Origin of the sequence: Haloarcula sp. Atlit-47R, from assembly GCF_003665985.1 — an archaeon.
Classification (GTDB): domain Archaea; phylum Halobacteriota; class Halobacteria; order Halobacteriales; family Haloarculaceae; genus Haloarcula; species Haloarcula taiwanensis.
The window spans coordinates 75,822-94,098 of the sequence record NZ_QPLQ01000001.1; the positions used below are offsets into that span (position 1 = coordinate 75,822).

Below are 18,277 nucleotides of genomic sequence, written 5' to 3' on the forward strand. Positions count from 1 at the left end.
GGGCGGCCACGACGAGGTAATGAGCCTGTCCGACGCGGACCACGAACTCGTGGTCGAGGAGATCGGTCGGGAGCCGACACGGGCGGAGGCCGCTCTCTTCGAGAACCTCTGGAGCGAACACTGCGCGTATCGCTCCTCTCGCCCCCTGCTGTCGGCGTTCGACTCCGAGGGCGAGCAGGTCGTCATCGGCCCCGGCGACGACGCAGCCGTCGTCTCCCTGCCGTCCCACGGTGACGGCGAGGAGATGTACATCACGATGGGCGTCGAGTCCCACAACCACCCGTCCTACGTCGACCCCTTCGACGGGGCGGCGACGGGCGTTGGCGGCATCGTCCGCGATACACTGTCGATGGGCGCGTATCCCATCGCGCTGGCCGACTGCCTGTACTTCGGCGACTTCGACCGAGAGCACTCCCGCTATCTCTTCGAGGGCGTCGTCGAGGGTATCTCCCACTACGGGAACTGTATCGGCGTCCCGACCGTCACCGGCAGCGTCGCCTTCCACGACGACTACAAGGGGAACCCGCTCGTGAACGTTTCCTGTATCGGCCTGCTGGAACCCGAGCGGACCATCACCGCCGAGGCACAGGAGCCGGGCAACAAGCTCGTCCTCGTCGGCAACGCGACGGGCCGGGACGGCCTCGGCGGCGCGTCATTCGCCAGCGAGGACCTCGCCGAGGACGCCGAAACGGAGGACCGGCCGGCTGTGCAGGTCGGCGACCCGTACTCGGAGAAACTGCTCATCGAGTGCAACGAGGCGCTGCTGGACGAGGGCCTCGTCGAGTCGGCCCGCGACCTCGGGGCCGCTGGCCTCGGTGGGGCGTCTTCGGAACTCGTCGCCAAGGGCGGCCTCGGCGCGCGCATCGAACTCGACCGCGTCCACGAGCGCGAGCCAAACATGAACGCCATGGAGTACCTGCTCGCCGAGAGCCAGGAGCGGATGGTCTACGAGGTCGCGCCGGAGAACGTCGACCGCGTGGCCGAACTCGCCGAGCGGTTCGACCTCGGCTGTTCGGTCATCGGCGAACTCACCGAGCCGGGTACGAACTACGTCTGTACCTTCGAGGGCGAGACGGTCGTCGACGTGGACGCCGCGTTCCTCGGGGACGGTGCGCCGATGAACGACCTGCCGAGCGACGCGCCACCGAAACAGGAACGGAACCTGCCGACCGTGTCACTGGAGGAAGCCTTCGAGCGCATCGTCGCCAGTCCGAACTGCGCCTCGAAGCGGTGGGTGTACCGCCAGTACGACCACGAGGTGCAGGTCCGCACGAGCGTCCTGCCGGGGGACGACGCCGCCCTGCTCGCCATCCGCGAAGCCGGCACCGGCCTCGCTTTCTCGGCCGGCGCGGACCCCAACTGGACCGACGCGGCCCCCTACGAGGGCGCTCGCGCCGTCGCCTTGGAGAACGCCACCAACGTCGCCGCGAAGGGCGCGACGCCCCACGCGGCCGTGGACTGCTTGAACGGCGGAAACCCCGAGAAGCCGGACGTTTACGGCGGCTTCAAAGGCATCGTCGATGGCTTGGCCGACATGTGCAGCGACCTCGACGTGCCGGTCGTCGGCGGCAACGTCTCGCTGTACAACGACTCCCAGGAGGGGCCGATTCCGCCCACGCCGACGCTCGCACTGGTCGGGGTCAAGGAAGGCTACGACGCTCCGCCGCTGTCGCTGTCCGGTGAGGGAACGCTCGTGGTCGTCGGCGACACCGCGCTGGAAGGCGAGACCGACCCGCGGCTGGGCGGCTCTGAGTACACCGCGCAGTTCGGCGGAACCGACCGCTTCCCCGCCCTCCCCGCCGATACGACGGAGGTCGTCGAGACCGTTGCCGAGGTCGCCGACGCCGACCACGTACTGGCGAGCCACGACGTGAGCCACGGCGGCCTCGCGGTGGCACTTGCGGAGATGGTCCACGAGGACGCCGGCGCGTCGGTCGAAATCGAAACGGTCGACCGCGGGACCAAGAACCGACTCCTGTTCAACGAGCGGCCCGGCCGCGTCGTGTTCGAGACGACCGACCCGGCAGCAGTCCGTGAGGCCTTCGATGGCGTCGCGCCGGTGACGGAGCTCGGTGCGGCCACCGGCTCGAACCACCTCGATATCACCGTCACCGACGAGCAACTGCAGTACGACGCCGCGGAAATCGCCGCTCTGCGGTCCGTTATCGACGACGAACTGGCCTGATTACCAGCGGATATCGAACCGCGTCCCGCCCATCTCACTCTCTGTGACTGTGACCGACCAGCCGTGTGCTTCAGCGATGCTCTGAACGATTGATAGGCCGAACCCTGTCCCGTCCGAGTTCGTTGAGTAACCGTGTTCGAACACCAGCTCACGGTCGTCCGGTGGAATACCGGGACCATCGTCCGCGATGGAGAACCCACTCTGCCCGTGTCTCTCGGGCACAGACACAACAACGGAGCAGTCAGCGCCCGCGTGCTCGATGGCGTTCCGGTAGAGATTCTCGAAGAGCTGCTGGAGGCGCTCGGCGTCCGCCTCGACGGTCGCTTCGGTTTCGATGGTAAGCGTTGCGTCCTCGGTTTCGACCTGTTGCCACGCGTCGGCGGCGACGGTTTCGATGGAGACGCTCGCGGTCTCTCCGACGACTCGCCCCTGCCGCGCGAGCGTCAGCGTATCATCGAGAATCTGGGCCATCCGGTCGTGTGCTGCAGCGATCTCCTGTAGCCCTTCCTGCACAGCCCCATCCTCAATGTCATCAAGCAGGAGGTGGGTGCGACCGGAGGCGATGTTCAACGGGTTCCGAAGGTCGTGGCTGACGATACTGACAAACTCGTCGAGCCGCTCGTTCTGGTGTTTCAGCTGTTGTTCCCGGCGCTTTCGATCTGTGATGTCGGTGTATATCCCGAACCCTTCCAGCTGGCTGCTGTCACGGGTGACAATCGTACTCCGGAACAGATAGGTCCGGACCTCGCCTGATGCGGTCATCCGTCTGACCTCTTGCTCTGACTGACCGGTCTGTTCCCACCAGTCTGTCCTGATACCTTCGGCGTCGGACCCGGGTGGCGCAAGGAGTGTCCGAAGCTTCGCTCCGACTGCATCCGTCTGGTCGTAGCCAAACGACTCCGCAAACGCTTCGTTGATCGACTTGACGTACGGTTCTCGCTGCTCGAACCCGACGACGACAGCCGGGTTCGGAATGTTTCCCAGAAGCGCGTCAAATCGTTCCTGTGCCGCCAGCTGTACGCGGAGTTCACTCGCGACGAGTGCGACGTATCCCTCATGGTTGTGCTGGATTATATCACAGATGTCCTGTGCATCCGTGTTGTCTATCTCCGTTTCGTCGCTGATACCGAGGTCGGCTATCGCGTCGTCGACGATAGCTGACGCCTTCTCGATGCCCACCGTTTCTGCGAACTTTGAAACGAGTCCTGTTCGATCCATCTGTTACTCCGGCAGTGCGAAAAGCACCGTTGTCGTGTTGTGAAAGCCACTGAGCTGTCCGGCCTGCATACACAGCTCCCCGTACGTCTCAAACCCAGCGACTGGAGCCGACAGGGTCGACGTGATACCGTCGACAGCCGCCGGAAACGCGTCGTCGAAGAGAATCTGACGGCACGCGCAGTCGTAGACGAACGCGCCGGCGATATTACCGTCGCACAGCGAGACAGCGTCGACAGCAGCCTGCTCGGCGGACCTGATCTGGTCCCTTCTGTCGCCATGCATTATCCGAAGGACAGTCCCCGCCGGAATATCGACGGCGAACTGCAGTGCGCCAGTCTCTTCAATCGCAGTCCGTGGCCAGCGAATCTTGTAGGTGTCACCCTGGTCGATGCCAAACAGGTATGCGACCATGAGCTTCCTGAGCTGCGCTGAACCGACGGGGACATCATCGACCGCGACCCCTAACGTCTCCGCAACGTGGTCTCGGACGGCGTCTTTCCACACGTCGAAGGCTGGCTCACCGTTGAGTTCGTGAACCACGTTTCCGGAGACATCAGTTACCTCCCAAGGCTCCGAGATGGGGCTGTGACCGTGGTTGACAGTAATGATCGGACGTTTCTCGCCGGAAACGAGTACGAGAACGACTGCGTCCTCGACAACTGACGCATCACAAAACACCGGCGTTGACTCCATCCGGAGACCGTCAGACGCTGCCCCACCTGCGAATTCAACATAGGGGCCGAGCCGTCGCTGGACCGACAACGACAACTGCTCACCGACACCTGCGAGACCGTCGTGGAGAACGATCGCTGACTGGTACGGTTCTTCGATGTTTCCAGGAAGCGACCGGACAGCGTCTCTGACAGTCCCACGGGTGTTGTCGCTGAGGCCAGCAGCAAGGGCCGTATCGAACCGGAACGAATCACTGGTAACGAGCGTGACGGCCACGCCGGTATCCATCGCTCGCTCCTCGGTGAACGTGCCACTGGCCGTACAGCCGACAACGGCTGTCTCGTCGCCGACGAGCGCATTCACGCCCGCCAGAACGGCTTCAGCATCGAACTCCGAGCTAGCAAACACTTGACAGAAATCCACTCGCTCGGCGTCAAGCCGGTCACGAGCAGTGCTTGTCGCCTCCCGGCCAGCGCGTTTCCCAGCAGTCGCCACTGACGTTCCCGTAGCGACCGCCGTACGTGCGTCTGACTGGGGCGACATCGTACAACAGTTATTGACGTGTAAGCCTATATACCCCTCCCCAGGAATATCAGATCTGATATTTATGCCGGTCGGCGAGGCCTTATCGACCGTCTCAGGCCAGCGCCAGCGCGAGACCGAAGGTGAGAACCAGTCCGACCAGCAGTACGCCGAGCCCTGTGCCGACCTGCGACATGGTGAACGCGCTCTGTGGGGCCGTCGAGCGAAGCGGCGGTTCGCGCGCGGGGAGTTCGACGTGTTCGGGGTCGTAATCCGGCCGGTCCTCCTCGTGGTGGTCGTCTGCCATAGTCGGTGGTTCAGGAGCGTCGTACGTGTAGCTGTCGGATTGGCACTGCGTATCGGCCAGACACTTGCACCAGTCGAAACGGTCAAGCGGCGTTGTGTCGAATCCACAACTATCGAATGACGCTCACGAAACGGATCATCCCCTGTATCGACGTGGACGTAGACGAGAACGGTGACGCGGCAGTGTACACGGGAGTCAACTTCGAGGATCTGGAGTACACCGGCGACCCGGTCGAGATGGCAAAGGCCTACAACGAGTCCGGGGCCGACGAGTTCGTCTTTCTGGATATCACCGCCTCCGCCGAGGGTCGCGAGACGATGCTCGATACAGTGTCGGCCGTGGCCGACGAGGTGTTCATCCCGCTGACCGTCGGCGGTGGCATCCGGACGCGCGCCGACATCAAAGAGACGCTGCGGGCCGGTGCGGACAAGGTATCGATCAACTCCGGGGCCATCGCCGAACCGGACCTCATCAACGAGGGCGCGGCAGCCTTCGGGAGCCAGTGCATCGTCATCTCCGTCGACGCCCGGCGGCGCTTTGACAACGACGGCGAGCACTACACCGAGGTCGACGGCGAGTCCTGCTGGTTCGAATGCACCGTCAAGGGCGGGCGCGAGGGAACTGGACTGGACGTCATCGAGTGGGCCACCGAAGCAGAAGAGCGCGGCGCGGGCGAGCTGTTCGTCAACTCTATCGACGCCGACGGGACCAAGGATGGCTACGACATCCCGCTGATGAAAGCCGTCTGTGACACCGTCTCGACGCCGGTTATCGCTTCCTCTGGCTGTGGGAGCCCGGCCGACATGGAAGAAGTGTTCGTCGATGCCGGCGCGGACGCCGGTCTCGCCGCCTCTATCTTCCACTTCGGCGAGTACTCCATCGCCGAGACCAAGGAGTATCTCGGCGGCAAGGGGATTCCGGTCCGACTGTAACACCGTCCCCGGCCTGGGGTCGAAATAGTAAATAGCCGTACCTGTCTCTTTCTTTGTATGACGCAGTTCTCTGGGCGTCTCGGATGGCCTCGGTTTTTTCCGCGTCTCGGCGTTCGGTATCAGCTGTCGGCGTTAGCGGGCACAGATTCGGCAGTCGCTGGCAGCATCCGTCCGTGGGGGAGGTCGTACCCGGGGCGTCAACTGGCTGAGCGACAGTGGGGGTACGGCTCCAGAGAGTCACAGCGCCGTGGCCTAGCATCGGGCAGGCTTTATCCGCCCACCACGGAGCATCACCAATGAAATGGCGGTGTGAGTGGTGTGGCAAACCTCACGAAGAAAATGACCCGCCGTGTGACAACTGCGGGCACGGTTCCTTCGAGGAGGCCGTGACGCAAGTCAACGAAGAAGTCGTCGAGGGCGGCCCCAGATGGGTCTGTCTGGACTGCGGTCGCCAGCACCAGAAGAACTCGCCGCCGTGCAAACGCTGTGGCGGGAGTAACTTCGAGCGACGGACGGGGCCGCCGGAGGACGATCCGCTGGATGATATAAAGACCGGCTGGCTGGACGTGCTCGAAACGAAGTACGTGCTCGGCTACGCCGCCGTGGCACTGCTGCTCGGCCTCATTGTGCTTGCTGCTGTCGGCGGCATCACGCTGCCGGGCTTCGCCGCCGAAACCCCCGCCGGCCCACCGCAGATCGCATCCCCCGCCGGAAGCGGCGACACCGTCGACTCGCTCTCGCTCGCCGCAGTCGAGGGCACCTACGTCGACGTGTACAACGTCCGGCGGTCGGGCGTCGGCGGCGGGACGGTCTCGCGGAACGCGACCCTAGACGACGCCGCAGCCTACTACAACAAGGGCCGTGTCGACGCGCGATACGACAACGGCGAGCGGCCGACGCGCGAGGGGGTCTCCCGGTTCGCCCCCTCCTGTGAGCGCCCAGTCGTGGTCAGCTACGAGGTGGCCTACGACCGGACGCCACAGTCACTCAGCCAGTACCAGAACGAGACGGCACTGGCGACCGCACTCGTCGACAGCTACATTGAGCGAGGCAACAGGATTCAGAGAGCGGAGGACGGACTGATCGGTCTCGACATCCACGTCGGTCCGGACGAACGCGTGTTCGTCACGTACGTGCTCTGTTAGAATTACGCGGCGGCTTCGAACGCGTCGGTAAAGCTGTCTGCCTTCTCGATGACGGCGTCGGTTCCGTCTTCGAGCGCTTCCAGCGCGTCGACGCCCTCCTCGGTCTTGATTGTCAGCACCGGGTCCGTCTGGCCACCGGACTGTTCCGGGTTCACGTCGTAGGTCGCCGCCGTGACGCCCTCTGTCTCCAGCAGCGCCCCTTTGATGACGTTCATGAACGTGTGGTCCTCACCGGCGATTTCGATAGAGAGTTCCGTGTCGGATTTGTCGATAACGCGAAGGTCCATACCCATCTGTTGGTCACCTGCGACCCATCAACGCTTCGCTTCCCGTCCGCTGTGTCGGTGACAGCGTGACACCCGGAGACTACACGAGTGCGTACACCATCAGGAAGCCAAAGTAGAGGAGTACGAGCGCGCCCAGTGCCTGGAGTCGGAACGTCGAAAGCGACTCTTCCTCCTCGCTGTGGGCCGCTCGAAAGGCCTCAATCTCCTCGTCGCCGAGTTCGTTAGGGTGGGCCAGACCGCGGTGGAGCGCGAGCCAAGACTCGCGGGCGAACGGCCGGCCGCAGTACGAACACGTGTGGGCCGTGGCGTCGGCCGGGACATCGTAGGCTGGTTCGTCGTCGGTACTTGTCGCTGCCGTATCAGCTACCGGCTGGGTTGCTGTGTCAGTCATAGATGTGGGAGTGCCACCTCCGGCTGTGAGACGACCCAGAGACTCGTCATCGTATAAAACACCATGACCGCGATGAACGGGTACTGCGACCGAATCGCCTGCAGTCGCGCGGGAAACAGGTCGTATGCGGCGGCGTGGGCCACCCAGATAGCGACCAGATGACCGACGATGACCGACGCGAGCGCGACCGCGCCGAACCACGCCGGCAGGTCGACGGTCGGCACTACTGCCGGATTCGCAAACGGCGACGTGAGCGCGACGGCCAGTGAGGGTGCGAGGACGAGGAAGTATCCGAGGTAATGCGCGAAATGATAGCCGACGGCGATGGCGACGAGCGGCGGCGCGAACCGCCGTGCGAGAACCGCCGGGGTCAGATACGTGTCCGACATATCGCGGGAGAGCCGGACCGCGAGTCGGTACACACCGAGGAAGCCGGTGAAGCCGATAGCGAGCGCGACCGGATACAGGAGATGCGGCGGGACACCGGCTGCGACGAGTGGCGTCGTCAGGTCCCGCCAGACCGGTGTCGTGACCAGTCCGTCGTAGGTCGTGACCCACAGCAAAGCGATCACGAAGGCGACCTCGTCAGGCCCGTCGACCAGCCGCGGCGTCGAGAGGTCCATGCCGGGGAGGCGGAGCCGGAGTCCGTCCTCATCGCGGCCGATGGGTGCAAAGCGACCGTAGTAGCGGAACACCCGTTCCACCGGGTCGGCGTGAGCGAACCAGTCGTCAGGCCCGAACACGAGCGCGCCCGCGAGTGTCACCACAGCGTAGCCGGCGACAACTGACGCGAGCAGTCGGGGCTGGTCAGCGAGCGGGCTGACGACCTCTACCCATACCAGCACGAGCAGGCCACCGACGGCGGGCCACGACCCGACGCGGGCCGGGTAGCTGCGGTCGAGTGTCGGGAGGAACCCAGCGAGGGTCTTGAACGGATTGAGCGTCGCCCAGCTGTTCCCCACGAGGTACGTTGTCATCGTCAGCCCAGCCCACCAGCCGACCCAGACGAGCAGTATTGCGAGATTCGTCCGGGCGTTCGTCGGCCCGATGAAGCCGACGACGAACACTGCGGCGAGTCCGGCAAGCCCGATGAGCTGCCCAGCGAGCCGGAGGATGCCTTCGAAATTACCCGACAGCGGTCGCCCCCAGTCGTGGATGCGCTCAATGAACGCGCGGTCAGTGACAAACGACGCCAGCAGGAACGACGCGCCGACGGCCGCGCCGCCGGTACTCAGAAAGAGCCACGTCGGGATCGTCAGTGACTCGCGGCCGCCGCCGGCGAGACTGCCGCCGTGTGCGCTCGCCGTCCCTGTCGCGGCCAGCCAGCCCAGCCCACACACCACAAGCGCGACTGTGCGACGCCTCCCAGATGTCATCGTCGATAGTTGGGGCTTCGCCCCCGTGTAGTTTCCGGGATGCCGGCGAGGCACCCGTCGGATCGGGGTTGCGGTGGCACAGGCCGCAGGGAATTGGATGGGCTTTTAGTATTCCGTTCGCAAGGGCCCTAGTATGAGTGTCTCCGATGAACACGCGGACGACGGGCACGGGGACCACCACCTCCCGGCGACGGAGGACTGGCCCCACGGGTTCGGCGAGGCCAGCTGGTGGCCCTTTGTGACGGCGATCGGTGGTTCGGGCATCTACGTCAGCGCGGCCCTGCTCGTGCTCTCGATGGGTGAGAACGCGCTTGTCAGCCAGACTGTCGGGGCAGGAGCGATGGCCGGGAGTGTCGGCCTCTTCCTCGTTGGCATCTACGGCTGGCTGTACCACGCCTTCGTCTCGGACTTCTGGGAGCGCGGGACGGACTACCACTCGGACAAGACGCTGAAGTTCGCCATGCTCCTGTTTCTCGGGAGCGAAATCGCCACGTTCGGCGCTGGCTTCGTGTACTACTTCATTGTGCGCGGCGGCGAGGTCTGGACACAGGCGGCAGTGCCCGAAGTGTTCGGCTCGCTGGTGATTATTAACACGCTGATTCTGATTGCCAGCTCCGTGACGCTGCACTTCAGTCACGTCGCGCTCCGTAACGGGGACCGCAGCCGGTTCCTGAAGCTGCTGGGCGCGACGCTGCTACTGGGCATCGTCTTCATCGGCGGACAGGTCTACGAGTACTACGAGTTCATCGTTCACAAGGGCTTTACAATCGGTGGCGGCATCTACGGGTCCGCGTTCTACGGGCTGACTGGGCTCCACGGGCTCCACGTCACGATGGGCGCTGTGCTCCTCGGTATTGTCTTCATCCGCGGGTACTACGGGCAGTACTCGGCTGAACGGCACACCTCCGTCTCGACGGCGTCGATGTACTGGCACTTCGTCGATATCGTCTGGATCTTCCTCGTCGTCGTGCTCTACATGGGCGCGAACCTGGTGTAAGTCGCCGACGAGTTTTAGACGGCCGCCGCTCGTTTCACACGTATGGATCGGCTAGACATCAGCGGGAGCTTTGACGTTCACGAGTACCGACACGGGCTCAAGCTGCTGAAAGACGACCGGGGTACGATGACGCTGTCGAACCGAGAGGGGTTCGCCTGTCCGGCCTGTGGCAACGAGTTCGAGACGCTCTTTATCAGCGACAAACGGACAAATACCTTCGGAAACCCCGGGTCGCCCTTCTGTCTGGTCCGGACTGATGACCAGCTGCTGGTCCTGACACATTGAGCCGGACCGACTTCGGTAACAAGGCTTATTCCACCGCATCCGATTCGGTGAGGTATGCATCGGATTATCCCCGCAATCGGCCTCGCTGCCCTCGTCGTGCTATCCGGCTGTGTGACGGCGACGGTTGATTCGACTGTGGCCGCCGACGGCACAGTTTCGGAGTACGACCTGACCCTCGAAATGTCCCCGTCAGTGTACGACGGGCTTCAGAATCAGGCCCAGCAGGAAGGCTATGACTCGGTCGAAGGATATCTTCTGGCCGACGTGAACACCAGTCGAATGTCGAACTACACGTACGAACAAGAACTGGAGGGTGAGAACGTCACGCTCTCGATGACATTCACGGACTGGAACCCCGGCCCGGAAAGCGATGTGTCGGTCAACGCGAGCGGGGGCAACGTCACGTTCGAAGACCGGACGTTCGTCACTGCGAACGAGGATACTGATGTGGCCTTCGGCGACGGCGTCGCAGTCGAGTACCGGCTGACGATGCCCGCCGACATCTCGTCTTCGAACGCTGATATCGTTCAAAACGAGACCGCTGTCTGGGAGTACGCGGCTGATGAGCCGGTCGAGGACCCAATCCGCGCGACCAGCCCCGCGCCCTCGTCGGCCTTCGGTCCCGGTATGGGAATTCCCGTCGCCGTCGTGGCACTGCTGGGGGCCGCGCTGCTTGCCAGTCGGGACTGAGTAGCTGCGTCACCGCACCGCTGTTTTTATATTCGGACGCAACGCCGACCGACTGCCCGACACTCTTCCAGACGGGTGGACAACGATACAGCCAATATATACGATGTTTTATAATATGGGTTTATTGTCGTTTCGTCCGGAGACAGGACGATGCGCGCAGCCAGACTCCACGAGTACACGCACGACATGTCGAACGGGCTCTCGATAGACGACGTAGGTGCGCCACAGGTCGCAGCCGGAGATGATGTCATCGTCGAAGTCGACGGAGCCGGCTGGTGCCAGACTGACAATCACATCATCGAGGGAATGTGGGAGCAGTACGTCCCGCAGGACCTCCCGATGACGCTGGGCCACGAGAACGCCGGCACAGTCGTCGAAACGGGCGACGACGTCGACATCGTCTCGGAAGGCGACAAAGTCATCTGCCACCCGGTCCAGACCTGTGGGACCTGCCGACCGTGCCGGCAAGGTGAGACCATGTACTGCGAGAACGACGCGTTCAACGGACTGACGACCGACGGCGGCTTCGCCGACCAGTTACTGACCAGCGACCGGTCGGTCATCCCGCTCCCCGATGGCGTCGACCCGGCTGACATCGCCCCGCACGCCGACGCCGGTATCACGGCCTATCACGCGGCGAAGAAGGCCGTCGACGGACTCAATCCCGGCGACACAGCGGTCGTTATCGGCATCGGCGGCCTCGGTCACATCGGCCTCCAGTGCCTCGACGCCATGTGTGCCGCCGACCTCGTCGCCGTCGACATCAAGCAGTCCGCTCGCGACCTCGCCGCCGACCTCGGTGCACACTACACCATCAACCCAGAAAGCGAAGACGTCGCCGCCGAGGTCGAAGCCATCAGCGATGGCGTCGGTGCCGCACAAGTCCTTGACTTCGTCGGGGCCGATGAGACGACGGCGCTCGCGCCCGATATCTGTGCCGCCGGCGGCGACCACCACATCATCGGCTACGGCGGCCATATCCACGAGCCCGCGCAGGCGCTCGTCAACGGCGAATTCGCTTATCAGGGAAACATCGTCGGTCAGTACACCGAGCTGCAGGAACTGGTCGCACTCGTCGACCGCGGCGCGGTTACCCTCCACACGACCCAGTACGACCTCAGCGAGGTGAACACCGTCGCACAGATGCTGGAAAACCGGGATATCGACGGGAGAGCGGTTATAACGCCCTGAACCGTTCCCGAGACGGTATCCCATCGCCGGGCGGAGGACCCACCGTCCGGCTCAGTGACCGTCGGCGCGGGTCTGCTCTGTGTCCTCGGCCAGATCATGATAGCGTCTGAGAAACGTGTCTCGACTCACGGTCCCGGCACCGGCCGCTTCGAGTCGGTCTTCCAGCCCGGCCCGGCCGAAGTGACAGTACTCTTGGTAGCAGGGCTTGCACAGATATTCGAAGGACTTGCCGTCGCGGTTCCAGCGGTCCCCGTACTTATCGTACTCTCGGGCGTCCGACCGGGCGACCGTTTCACCGCAGGCGATGCAACAGACGTCTTCGTCGGTGTCGCGGTGCCAGGCGTTTCGGAAATCCATCAGAACCACACTCCATCTGACTGTCCGCACGTGCGTCCGTCGTGCCGGTCTCGCGGGCACACCGCAGTCTCCGCCAGTAATTCGTGCTGTGTGACCATCGTTTACGGCTAGAAATTCCGCCCGGCAGTCCGTTGCCGTATCGCATCACTGCTGAGGTTCATTTTTATATTAGCTTGCGGAGCACCGTCGGAACAGTGACACAGTTCCTGTAACTGTCGACAAACCGCCTTCGGTAGAATACACGGCTAACCCGTAAACCAACATTCAAAAGCGGAAAGCCGGTGGAGGGATTTGAACCCTCGGCCTAATCCTTACGAAGGATTCGCTCTGCCAGTCTGAGCTACACCGGCGCGTCGCTCGCGTACATCAGTTGTTGGACGCATAACCGCAATAAGGATTGCGAATCGGCGCCACCGAGAGAGACGTTCTCACTCAGCTCGGGACCCGACGACGGTGACCGGGTCGTCCGCCTCAAGCAGGACCTGCTGAGAGACGCTCCCGAACACGGCCTTGCCGGTCGGTGACCGCTTTCTGGACCCCATGACGATCTGGTCGACGTCGAACTCCTCGGCTAGGTCGATGATGCCGTCAGCCGGCGGCTGCTGGCCCTCAGCTAGCTGGACATCGACATCGTGGTCCTCGAGATAGTCGCGTACGAGCCTGACTGTCGAGATCCGCTCGACGTTGCGTATCTCCTCGGGCGCTTCCGCCTCTTCCTTGGTCAGTGCATGTGTGATTACGGCCTTGATCTCGGTCTCGGCAGACGGTAGCTCCGCGACGAAGGCGGCCTGGCCACGAGCGCGGTCTTCATCGGCATCGACTGGGACAAGTATCGTGTACATGTTTTACCCTCCTAGATACAAGCGTCCGACTTCCTCGTCGTTAAGCAGTTCGGTCCCCGTGCCGGTGAACTTGATTTCGCCGCTTGCGAGCACGAAGCCCCGGTCGGCGATAGAGAGCCCCTTTTCGGCGTTCTGTTCGACGAGCAGGATGGTCGTCCCGAGGTCGTTGAGCTGCTTGATGCGCTCGAACACGTCGTCGATAAACCGCGGTTCGAGTCCGATAGACGGCTCATCGAGCATCATCACGTCCGGTTCAACCATTAGCGCGCGGGCCAGTTCCAGCAGGCGACGCTGGCCGCCCGAGAGGGTGCCGGCAGACTGGCTCCGGAGGTCGGCGAGCACCGGGAACTCCGCGTACAGTTCCTCGGCACGGGCGGCGGCGCGGTCGTCGTCGTTGAACACGTACCCGCCCATCAGCATGTTCTCGTGGACGCTCATCCCCGGGAAGACGCTGGCATCTTGCAGCACGTAGCTCATCCCGTTGCTGAGGTTCTGCTGTGGCGACCGGCCAGTGATGTCTTCGCCCCGAAACGATACTGTCCCGGTCTGGACATCCGCGAAGCCGTAGATGCTCTTCATCAGCGTGGACTTCCCCGAGCCGTTCGGACCGATGAGACAGGCGACCTGTTCGTCCTCGACAGCGATGCTCACGTCGTGTAACACCGTCGTGTTGCCGTAGCCGGCTGTGACGTTCTCCATCCGAAGCACCGGCTCCCCGGTCGAGTCGCCCGTGGCGTCTGGTGTGGATGCCATACTTACTCCCTCCCGAGGTACGCGTCGAGCACGCGCTGGTCGTTCTGTATCTCTTGGGGCGTCCCCTCAGCGATACGTTCGCCGTGGGCCAGGACGTAGATGCGGTCGGCGATGTCCATGACGAAGTCCATGTTGTGTTCGATGAGGAAGATGGTCGACTCCTGTTCCTCGTTGGCACTGCGGATGTAGTCGATGAGATTCCCAAGCATCGAGGGGTTGATGCCACCGGCCGGTTCGTCCATCAGCAGGATCTCCGGTTCCGACATCAGCTCCATCGCGAACTCGAGTAGCTTCTGCTGGCCGAAGCTCATCCGCCCGGCGCGGGTCTCGGCCAGCCCGCCGAGGTCGACGTAGTCCAGCAATTCGTCCGTCCGGGCGAGCAGCGAACTGTCGGGGCGACGCATGAGGCTTGAGACGTCAGCGCCGCCCTCCTGTGCCGCAAGCAGCAGGTTCTCGCGGACGGTCATGTCCCCGAAGATGCGGGTTTCCTGGAACATCCGGCCCAGGCCGGCCCGCGCGATTTTGTGTTCGGGCCAGTCCGTCACGTCCTCGCCCTGCAGGTAGACCCGGCCCTCGTCGGGCGTCAGCGTGCCGGTGATGCAGTTGAACAGCGTGGACTTGCCCGCGCCGTTCGGCCCGATGAGGCCGACGATTTCGCCGCTGTGGATTGCGATGTCCACGTCGTCGACGGCGGTCAGCCCGCCGAAGCGCTTCGTGACGCCGTCCGTCTGCAACACCGCACGGTCGCTGTCCGTGTCGGTCACCGGGCCGCTCGTCGCTTTACTCATCGGCACTCACCTCCGATCCGTCGTCAGTATCTGTGGCGGCCATGCCGCCGTGCTTGTAGTAGTCCATCTGGCTCGCGTATTCGCTGAGCGTTCCGACGACCCCCTTGGGGAAGCCGATAACAGTGATGATGACGGCCCCACCGAGCAAGACGAGCTGCCACCCGACGGCGTACGTCTCCACGAGTTCGATGATGGTGTGGAGGCCGAACGCGCCGATGACGGGGCCGGCAACGGTGCCGGACCCGCCCAGCAGCGCCATCGCGATGAGCTCCACGTTCCACGCGCCGTTGTAGGCGGTCTGGGGGTCGATGAACGTGTTGAACAGGCTGTACGCGGCCCCGGCAAAGCCCGTGAACAGGCCGGCCAGCATCCACGCGGCTGTCTTGTAGTAGGTGGTATTGAACCCCATCGCCGTGGCCTTTTCCTCGTCGTCGCGGATGGCGTTCAGCACGAAGCCAAAGCGCGTCCCCGAGAGGTAGTAGACGAGCCCCATCTCGAAGACGAGAACGCCGAGGAACAGGTAGTAGAAGGTCTCGGCCGACGGCGTCTCCAGCAGTATCTTGCCGCTGGCGCCACCGGTGATATCGAGGATGCGGGAGACCTGTTGCGCGACCAGCAGGACGCCCAGCGTCGCAATGGCAAAGTAGTGGCCACGGAGCCGAAGCACGACGATGCCGATGATAGCTGCGAAGGTGACGGCGAGCAAGCCGGCCAGCAGGAACGCGACCGGGAACGCGAGGGCGAAGTCCTTCGTCAGGATGGCCGTCGCGTACGCGCCGATACCGAAGAAGGCCATGTTCCCGAAACTGGGATAGCCGGTCTGTCCGCCGACGATGTCCCAGGAGAGCGCCAGGATGGCAAACAGGAACATCTCGGTGAGCACTGTCATGTAGTACCCGCCTTCGAGGCCGAGGAGAGGGAACGAGGCTGCAACCAGTGCTCCAAGACCGAGAAGCGGCCAGCCGTAGTCGTCACAGGTCCCGAGGAACCGGTCGACTTGCTCCGGCGGAAGAATCGACCGGAGGACGCCGCCAGACTCCTCGTCAGTCGTGCTCATTGGTCAGCCTCCTGGCCGAACAGGCCCTTCGGTTTGAGAATGAGCAAGACGATGAGCAGCGAGAAGCTCACTGCGAGCGTCCACTGCGAGGACGCGAAGCCGGCGACCAGTTCCTCGACCGAGCCGAGCAACAGGCCGCCGATGAGCGCGCCGGGGATGCTTCCGACGCCGCCAAAGACCACGATGATAAAGCTCTTGAGCGTGTAGATGAGCCCCATCTGCGGCTGGATGTTCAGAATGACGGCGATGAACGCGCCGATACCGCCGGCGATAGCCGATGAGACGCCGAAGGTCACCGCGCGGGTGTGCTCGACGTCGATGCCGACCAGCGCCGCGGCCTCGGGGTTCTGTGAGACGGCCCGTATCGCTCGTCCGGTCCGTGTTTTCTGGAGGAACACGTACATGAGCGCAGTGAGGACGAGCGCGCCGGCGAAGGCGACAAGTTTCATCTTCGGGACGACAATACCGGCGAGAGTCATCGACGGGTCCGCGAAGCTGACCTGAATCGACCGCGGGTTCGCCGACCACGCCTGTATCGCCAGTTGCTGGATGGCGATGCTCGCGCCGAAGGTCACCAGCAGTGTGAGGAAGATGTCGGTTCCGATGACGCGCGAGACCAGCGTTCGCTGGAGCGCGTAGCCGATTCCGAACAGTACGGCGATGGCGACCGGGATGGTCGCCAGAAACAGGAGCGGCGACCCCTCCGCGTTCCCGGTAATCAGCGTCAGCACCCAGTAAGAGGTGTAGCCGCCGAGCATCACCATCTCGCCGTGGGCGAGATTGATGATGTCGACGACGCCCCAGATGAGCGCGAATCCGACCGCCACGCCTGCGAACAGCGCACCGACCAGCAGGCCGTTGACGACGAACTGGGTGGCAGCCATCGCTCTCAGCGCTCGCTCCAGTCGGGCATCGGATATATCGGTTCCGACTGTGCGACGTTCTCCGGGTACGTGATCTGGAGGCCCGGGTCAGGCTGCCACTGATAGACCAGCATGTTCTTGTCGATGACGCCGCTGTCATCGAAGGCGACAGACCCGTACACCGTCGAGAATTCGGCCTGTCGGATGTGGTCTCGGACCGCTGTCGGGTTGAGTTCGTCGACGTTCTGGAAGGCGTTCATATAGGTGAGGATGACTGCCTCGCCGGCCGCGCTGTGGTAGTCCGGCGTGTAGTCGTAGTTCTCCTCGATAGCCGAGACGAAGTCGCCGGTCTTGCCGAACACCGGATCGTCGAAGTTCGCGTTGACGGCCCACGAGGACGGCCCGTACAGATAATCACCGTTCGCGCCGGCCTCGTTCTTGAACGATTCGTTGAGGCTGCCGACGGTCCCCATCGCCGCGTCGACGTTGACGTTCTGACTCTCCATCTGGTTGGCCAGAATAATGTTGTGCTTCTGGTGGGCACACAGCAGGAGGATGTCAGCGCCGCTGTCTCGAACTCTGCCGAGGTTCGTCGAGAGGTCAGACGTGTCCGAGGGGAACGTCTGATCGACGACCAGTTCCAGATCTGTGTCACTGATTTTGTTCCGTGCCCCCTCTGCGGTCGACTGGCTGAACGTGCCGTCTTCGGCAAGGATCGCGATAGACTCCGGTGCCGAGTCCTGTGCGAGGCACATGTCGATGTAGCTCTTGGCGTACTTGTTCGCCGTCGGCAGGAGGCCGAAAATCCACTCGTTGCCCTGTGCGAAAATTTCAGGGCTCGCGCCGCCGCCCTCGACCATCGGCTTTTGATTCTGTGCGGCCACGGCGCTCGCGGGCAGGGTGACCGTACTTGAGTACGGTCCGAGCAGGTAGTCGATCCCTTCGCGGTCGATGAGTTCCTGATAGATGGACTTCGACTGGGAAGCGTCGGTGCTGTCATCACGGAGCACCATCTCCAGTTCGTACGTGTTGCCGTCGCCGGCCTCGACGCCGCCGGACTCGTTGATGCGCTCGATGGTCAGTTCGTACGCGTCCTTGTACAACTGCCCGAGGTCGGCGTTGTCTCCAGTGAGACTCATCGAGCCACCGAGAGTGATGACGTTCGTTCCACTGCCGCTTTCGCCGGTGGAGCCGCCGTCGCCGCCACCACTTCCATCGCCCCCGTCGCTACTGCCGTCGCCCCCGTCACCAGAACAGCCAGCGAGGCCGGTCAGTCCGAGGACACCTGTGCTTCCTGCCACCTTCAGAAACGCGCGTCGGTCGTGTTGTCCAGTCATAGGTCGTTTTACACCCGTGTATCAATGATACACGGCCTGTACGTTCCGTTGTGACATACCCTATTAAATGTTAAGGATACGG

At 63.3% G+C, this 18,277-nt stretch carries 20 protein-coding genes and 1 tRNA gene; 7 read left to right on the forward strand and 14 right to left on the reverse strand.

Annotated elements, in window-relative coordinates:
• Window positions 1–19: 19 nt before the first annotated feature.
• On the forward strand, window positions 20–2,185 hold the full coding sequence (gene purL, locus DVK00_RS00425; RefSeq protein ID WP_121577084.1) for a phosphoribosylformylglycinamidine synthase subunit PurL: 2,166 nt from the start codon (window positions 20–22) through the stop codon (window positions 2,183–2,185).
• Here purL and DVK00_RS00430 read toward each other — a convergent pair whose 3' ends face one another.
• From DVK00_RS00430 to DVK00_RS00440, 3 genes are all read right to left on the reverse strand, one after another.
• Entirely contained in the window at window positions 2,186–3,403 is a 1,218-nt protein-coding gene (locus tag DVK00_RS00430; protein WP_101350432.1) for a HAMP domain-containing sensor histidine kinase, read from the reverse strand.
• 3 nt (window positions 3,404–3,406) lie between these two features.
• A complete protein-coding gene (locus tag DVK00_RS00435; protein WP_121535086.1) occupies window positions 3,407–4,618 on the reverse strand; it encodes an FIST signal transduction protein in 1,212 nt (403 codons plus the stop codon).
• Window positions 4,619–4,712: 94 nt separating this feature from the next.
• Complete coding sequence (locus DVK00_RS00440) at window positions 4,713–4,904, reverse strand: hypothetical protein (RefSeq protein WP_101350434.1); 192 nt, start codon at window positions 4,902–4,904, stop codon at window positions 4,713–4,715.
• 116 nt (window positions 4,905–5,020) lie between these two features.
• Here DVK00_RS00440 and hisF point away from each other — a divergent pair, with 116 nt between their 5' ends.
• Window positions 5,021–5,836 carry an imidazole glycerol phosphate synthase subunit HisF gene (gene hisF / locus DVK00_RS00445; protein ID WP_121577085.1) on the forward strand — a complete coding sequence of 272 codons (816 nt, stop codon included), beginning with the start codon at window positions 5,021–5,023 and terminating at the stop codon, window positions 5,834–5,836.
• 296 nt (window positions 5,837–6,132) lie between these two features.
• A complete protein-coding gene (locus tag DVK00_RS00450) occupies window positions 6,133–6,981 on the forward strand; it encodes a hypothetical protein (RefSeq protein WP_101350436.1) in 849 nt (282 codons plus the stop codon).
• Between the two features lie 2 nt (window positions 6,982–6,983).
• On the opposite strand, the gene DVK00_RS00455 is transcribed toward DVK00_RS00450, so the two are convergent.
• The 3 genes from DVK00_RS00455 to DVK00_RS00465 all read right to left on the reverse strand — a co-directional run bounded on the left by DVK00_RS00455 (window position 6,984) and on the right by DVK00_RS00465 (window position 9,002).
• A complete protein-coding gene (locus tag DVK00_RS00455; RefSeq protein WP_005538371.1) occupies window positions 6,984–7,268 on the reverse strand; it encodes a DNA-directed RNA polymerase subunit L in 285 nt (94 codons plus the stop codon).
• 79 nt (window positions 7,269–7,347) lie between these two features.
• A complete protein-coding gene (locus DVK00_RS00460) occupies window positions 7,348–7,659 on the reverse strand; it encodes a C2H2-type zinc finger protein (RefSeq protein WP_101350437.1) in 312 nt (103 codons plus the stop codon).
• Complete coding sequence (locus DVK00_RS00465) at window positions 7,656–9,002, reverse strand: hypothetical protein (protein WP_121535089.1); 1,347 nt, start codon at window positions 9,000–9,002, stop codon at window positions 7,656–7,658. Before DVK00_RS00465 ends, DVK00_RS00460 begins: the two co-directional genes overlap by 4 nt.
• Before the next feature lie 166 nt (window positions 9,003–9,168).
• Between DVK00_RS00465 and DVK00_RS00470 the strand changes: the two genes are divergently transcribed.
• From DVK00_RS00470 to DVK00_RS00485, 4 genes are all read left to right on the forward strand, one after another.
• Window positions 9,169–10,032 carry a heme-copper oxidase subunit III gene (locus DVK00_RS00470; protein WP_101350439.1) on the forward strand — a complete coding sequence of 288 codons (864 nt, stop codon included), beginning with the start codon at window positions 9,169–9,171 and terminating at the stop codon, window positions 10,030–10,032.
• A 42-nt stretch (window positions 10,033–10,074) separates the two neighbouring features.
• Window positions 10,075–10,317, forward strand: coding sequence for a flagella cluster protein (locus DVK00_RS00475; protein WP_101350440.1), 243 nt, complete (start codon window positions 10,075–10,077; stop codon window positions 10,315–10,317).
• Between the two features lie 54 nt (window positions 10,318–10,371).
• Window positions 10,372–11,007: a PGF-CTERM sorting domain-containing protein gene (locus tag DVK00_RS00480; RefSeq protein ID WP_101350441.1), complete on the forward strand. Its 636-nt coding sequence runs from the start codon at window positions 10,372–10,374 to the stop codon at window positions 11,005–11,007.
• A 150-nt stretch (window positions 11,008–11,157) separates the two neighbouring features.
• A complete protein-coding gene (locus tag DVK00_RS00485; protein ID WP_101350442.1) occupies window positions 11,158–12,198 on the forward strand; it encodes an NAD(P)-dependent alcohol dehydrogenase in 1,041 nt (346 codons plus the stop codon).
• 51 nt (window positions 12,199–12,249) lie between these two features.
• On the opposite strand, the gene DVK00_RS00490 is transcribed toward DVK00_RS00485, so the two are convergent.
• From DVK00_RS00490 to DVK00_RS00525, 8 genes are all read right to left on the reverse strand, one after another.
• Window positions 12,250–12,555 carry a hypothetical protein gene (locus tag DVK00_RS00490; RefSeq protein ID WP_121535090.1) on the reverse strand — a complete coding sequence of 102 codons (306 nt, stop codon included), beginning with the start codon at window positions 12,553–12,555 and terminating at the stop codon, window positions 12,250–12,252.
• A gap of 276 nt (window positions 12,556–12,831) precedes the next feature.
• Window positions 12,832–12,905, reverse strand: a tRNA-Thr gene (locus DVK00_RS00495).
• A 78-nt stretch (window positions 12,906–12,983) separates the two neighbouring features.
• Entirely contained in the window at window positions 12,984–13,397 is a 414-nt protein-coding gene (locus DVK00_RS00500; RefSeq protein ID WP_101350444.1) for a universal stress protein, read from the reverse strand.
• A gap of 3 nt (window positions 13,398–13,400) precedes the next feature.
• Window positions 13,401–14,150, reverse strand: a complete 750-nt coding sequence (locus tag DVK00_RS00505; RefSeq protein WP_101350445.1) for an ABC transporter ATP-binding protein — start codon at window positions 14,148–14,150, stop codon at window positions 13,401–13,403.
• Between the two features lie 2 nt (window positions 14,151–14,152).
• Window positions 14,153–14,938, reverse strand: a complete 786-nt coding sequence (locus DVK00_RS00510) for an ABC transporter ATP-binding protein (RefSeq protein WP_101350446.1) — start codon at window positions 14,936–14,938, stop codon at window positions 14,153–14,155.
• Window positions 14,931–15,995, reverse strand: a complete 1,065-nt coding sequence (locus tag DVK00_RS00515; protein ID WP_101350447.1) for a branched-chain amino acid ABC transporter permease — start codon at window positions 15,993–15,995, stop codon at window positions 14,931–14,933. Before DVK00_RS00515 ends, DVK00_RS00510 begins: the two co-directional genes overlap by 8 nt.
• On the reverse strand, window positions 15,992–16,879 hold the full coding sequence (locus tag DVK00_RS00520) for a branched-chain amino acid ABC transporter permease (RefSeq protein WP_101350448.1): 888 nt from the start codon (window positions 16,877–16,879) through the stop codon (window positions 15,992–15,994). The genes DVK00_RS00515 and DVK00_RS00520 overlap by 4 nt, the downstream gene beginning before the upstream one ends.
• A gap of 5 nt (window positions 16,880–16,884) precedes the next feature.
• Window positions 16,885–18,195 carry an amino acid ABC transporter substrate-binding protein gene (locus tag DVK00_RS00525; RefSeq protein WP_101350449.1) on the reverse strand — a complete coding sequence of 437 codons (1,311 nt, stop codon included), beginning with the start codon at window positions 18,193–18,195 and terminating at the stop codon, window positions 16,885–16,887.
• Window positions 18,196–18,277: the final 82 nt, after the last annotated feature.

What these genes read in the sequence shown, in the direction of transcription:
- DVK00_RS00450 (WP_101350436.1), top strand. Translation starts at nt 6,133, where the DNA reads ATGAAATGGCGGTGTGAGTGGTGTGGCAAACCTCACGAAGAAAATGAC.
- DVK00_RS00485 (WP_101350442.1), top strand. Translation starts at nt 11,158, where the DNA reads ATGCGCGCAGCCAGACTCCACGAGTACACGCACGACATGTCGAACGGG.
- DVK00_RS00440 (WP_101350434.1), bottom strand. Translation starts at nt 4,904, where the DNA reads ATGGCAGACGACCACCACGAGGAGGACCGGCCGGATTACGACCCCGAA.
- DVK00_RS00435 (WP_121535086.1), bottom strand. Translation starts at nt 4,618, where the DNA reads ATGTCGCCCCAGTCAGACGCACGTACGGCGGTCGCTACGGGAACGTCA.
- purL (WP_121577084.1), top strand. Translation starts at nt 20, where the DNA reads ATGAGCCTGTCCGACGCGGACCACGAACTCGTGGTCGAGGAGATCGGT.
- DVK00_RS00515 (WP_101350447.1), bottom strand. Translation starts at nt 15,995, where the DNA reads ATGAGCACGACTGACGAGGAGTCTGGCGGCGTCCTCCGGTCGATTCTT.
- DVK00_RS00505 (WP_101350445.1), bottom strand. Translation starts at nt 14,150, where the DNA reads ATGGCATCCACACCAGACGCCACGGGCGACTCGACCGGGGAGCCGGTG.
- DVK00_RS00455 (WP_005538371.1), bottom strand. Translation starts at nt 7,268, where the DNA reads ATGGACCTTCGCGTTATCGACAAATCCGACACGGAACTCTCTATCGAA.
- DVK00_RS00520 (WP_101350448.1), bottom strand. Translation starts at nt 16,879, where the DNA reads ATGGCTGCCACCCAGTTCGTCGTCAACGGCCTGCTGGTCGGTGCGCTG.
- DVK00_RS00525 (WP_101350449.1), bottom strand. Translation starts at nt 18,195, where the DNA reads ATGACTGGACAACACGACCGACGCGCGTTTCTGAAGGTGGCAGGAAGC.
- hisF (WP_121577085.1), top strand. Translation starts at nt 5,021, where the DNA reads ATGACGCTCACGAAACGGATCATCCCCTGTATCGACGTGGACGTAGAC.
- DVK00_RS00470 (WP_101350439.1), top strand. Translation starts at nt 9,169, where the DNA reads ATGAGTGTCTCCGATGAACACGCGGACGACGGGCACGGGGACCACCAC.
- DVK00_RS00480 (WP_101350441.1), top strand. Translation starts at nt 10,372, where the DNA reads ATGCATCGGATTATCCCCGCAATCGGCCTCGCTGCCCTCGTCGTGCTA.
- DVK00_RS00500 (WP_101350444.1), bottom strand. Translation starts at nt 13,397, where the DNA reads ATGTACACGATACTTGTCCCAGTCGATGCCGATGAAGACCGCGCTCGT.
- DVK00_RS00490 (WP_121535090.1), bottom strand. Translation starts at nt 12,555, where the DNA reads ATGGATTTCCGAAACGCCTGGCACCGCGACACCGACGAAGACGTCTGT.
- DVK00_RS00430 (WP_101350432.1), bottom strand. Translation starts at nt 3,403, where the DNA reads ATGGATCGAACAGGACTCGTTTCAAAGTTCGCAGAAACGGTGGGCATC.
- DVK00_RS00475 (WP_101350440.1), top strand. Translation starts at nt 10,075, where the DNA reads ATGGATCGGCTAGACATCAGCGGGAGCTTTGACGTTCACGAGTACCGA.
- DVK00_RS00510 (WP_101350446.1), bottom strand. Translation starts at nt 14,938, where the DNA reads ATGAGTAAAGCGACGAGCGGCCCGGTGACCGACACGGACAGCGACCGT.
- DVK00_RS00460 (WP_101350437.1), bottom strand. Translation starts at nt 7,659, where the DNA reads ATGACTGACACAGCAACCCAGCCGGTAGCTGATACGGCAGCGACAAGT.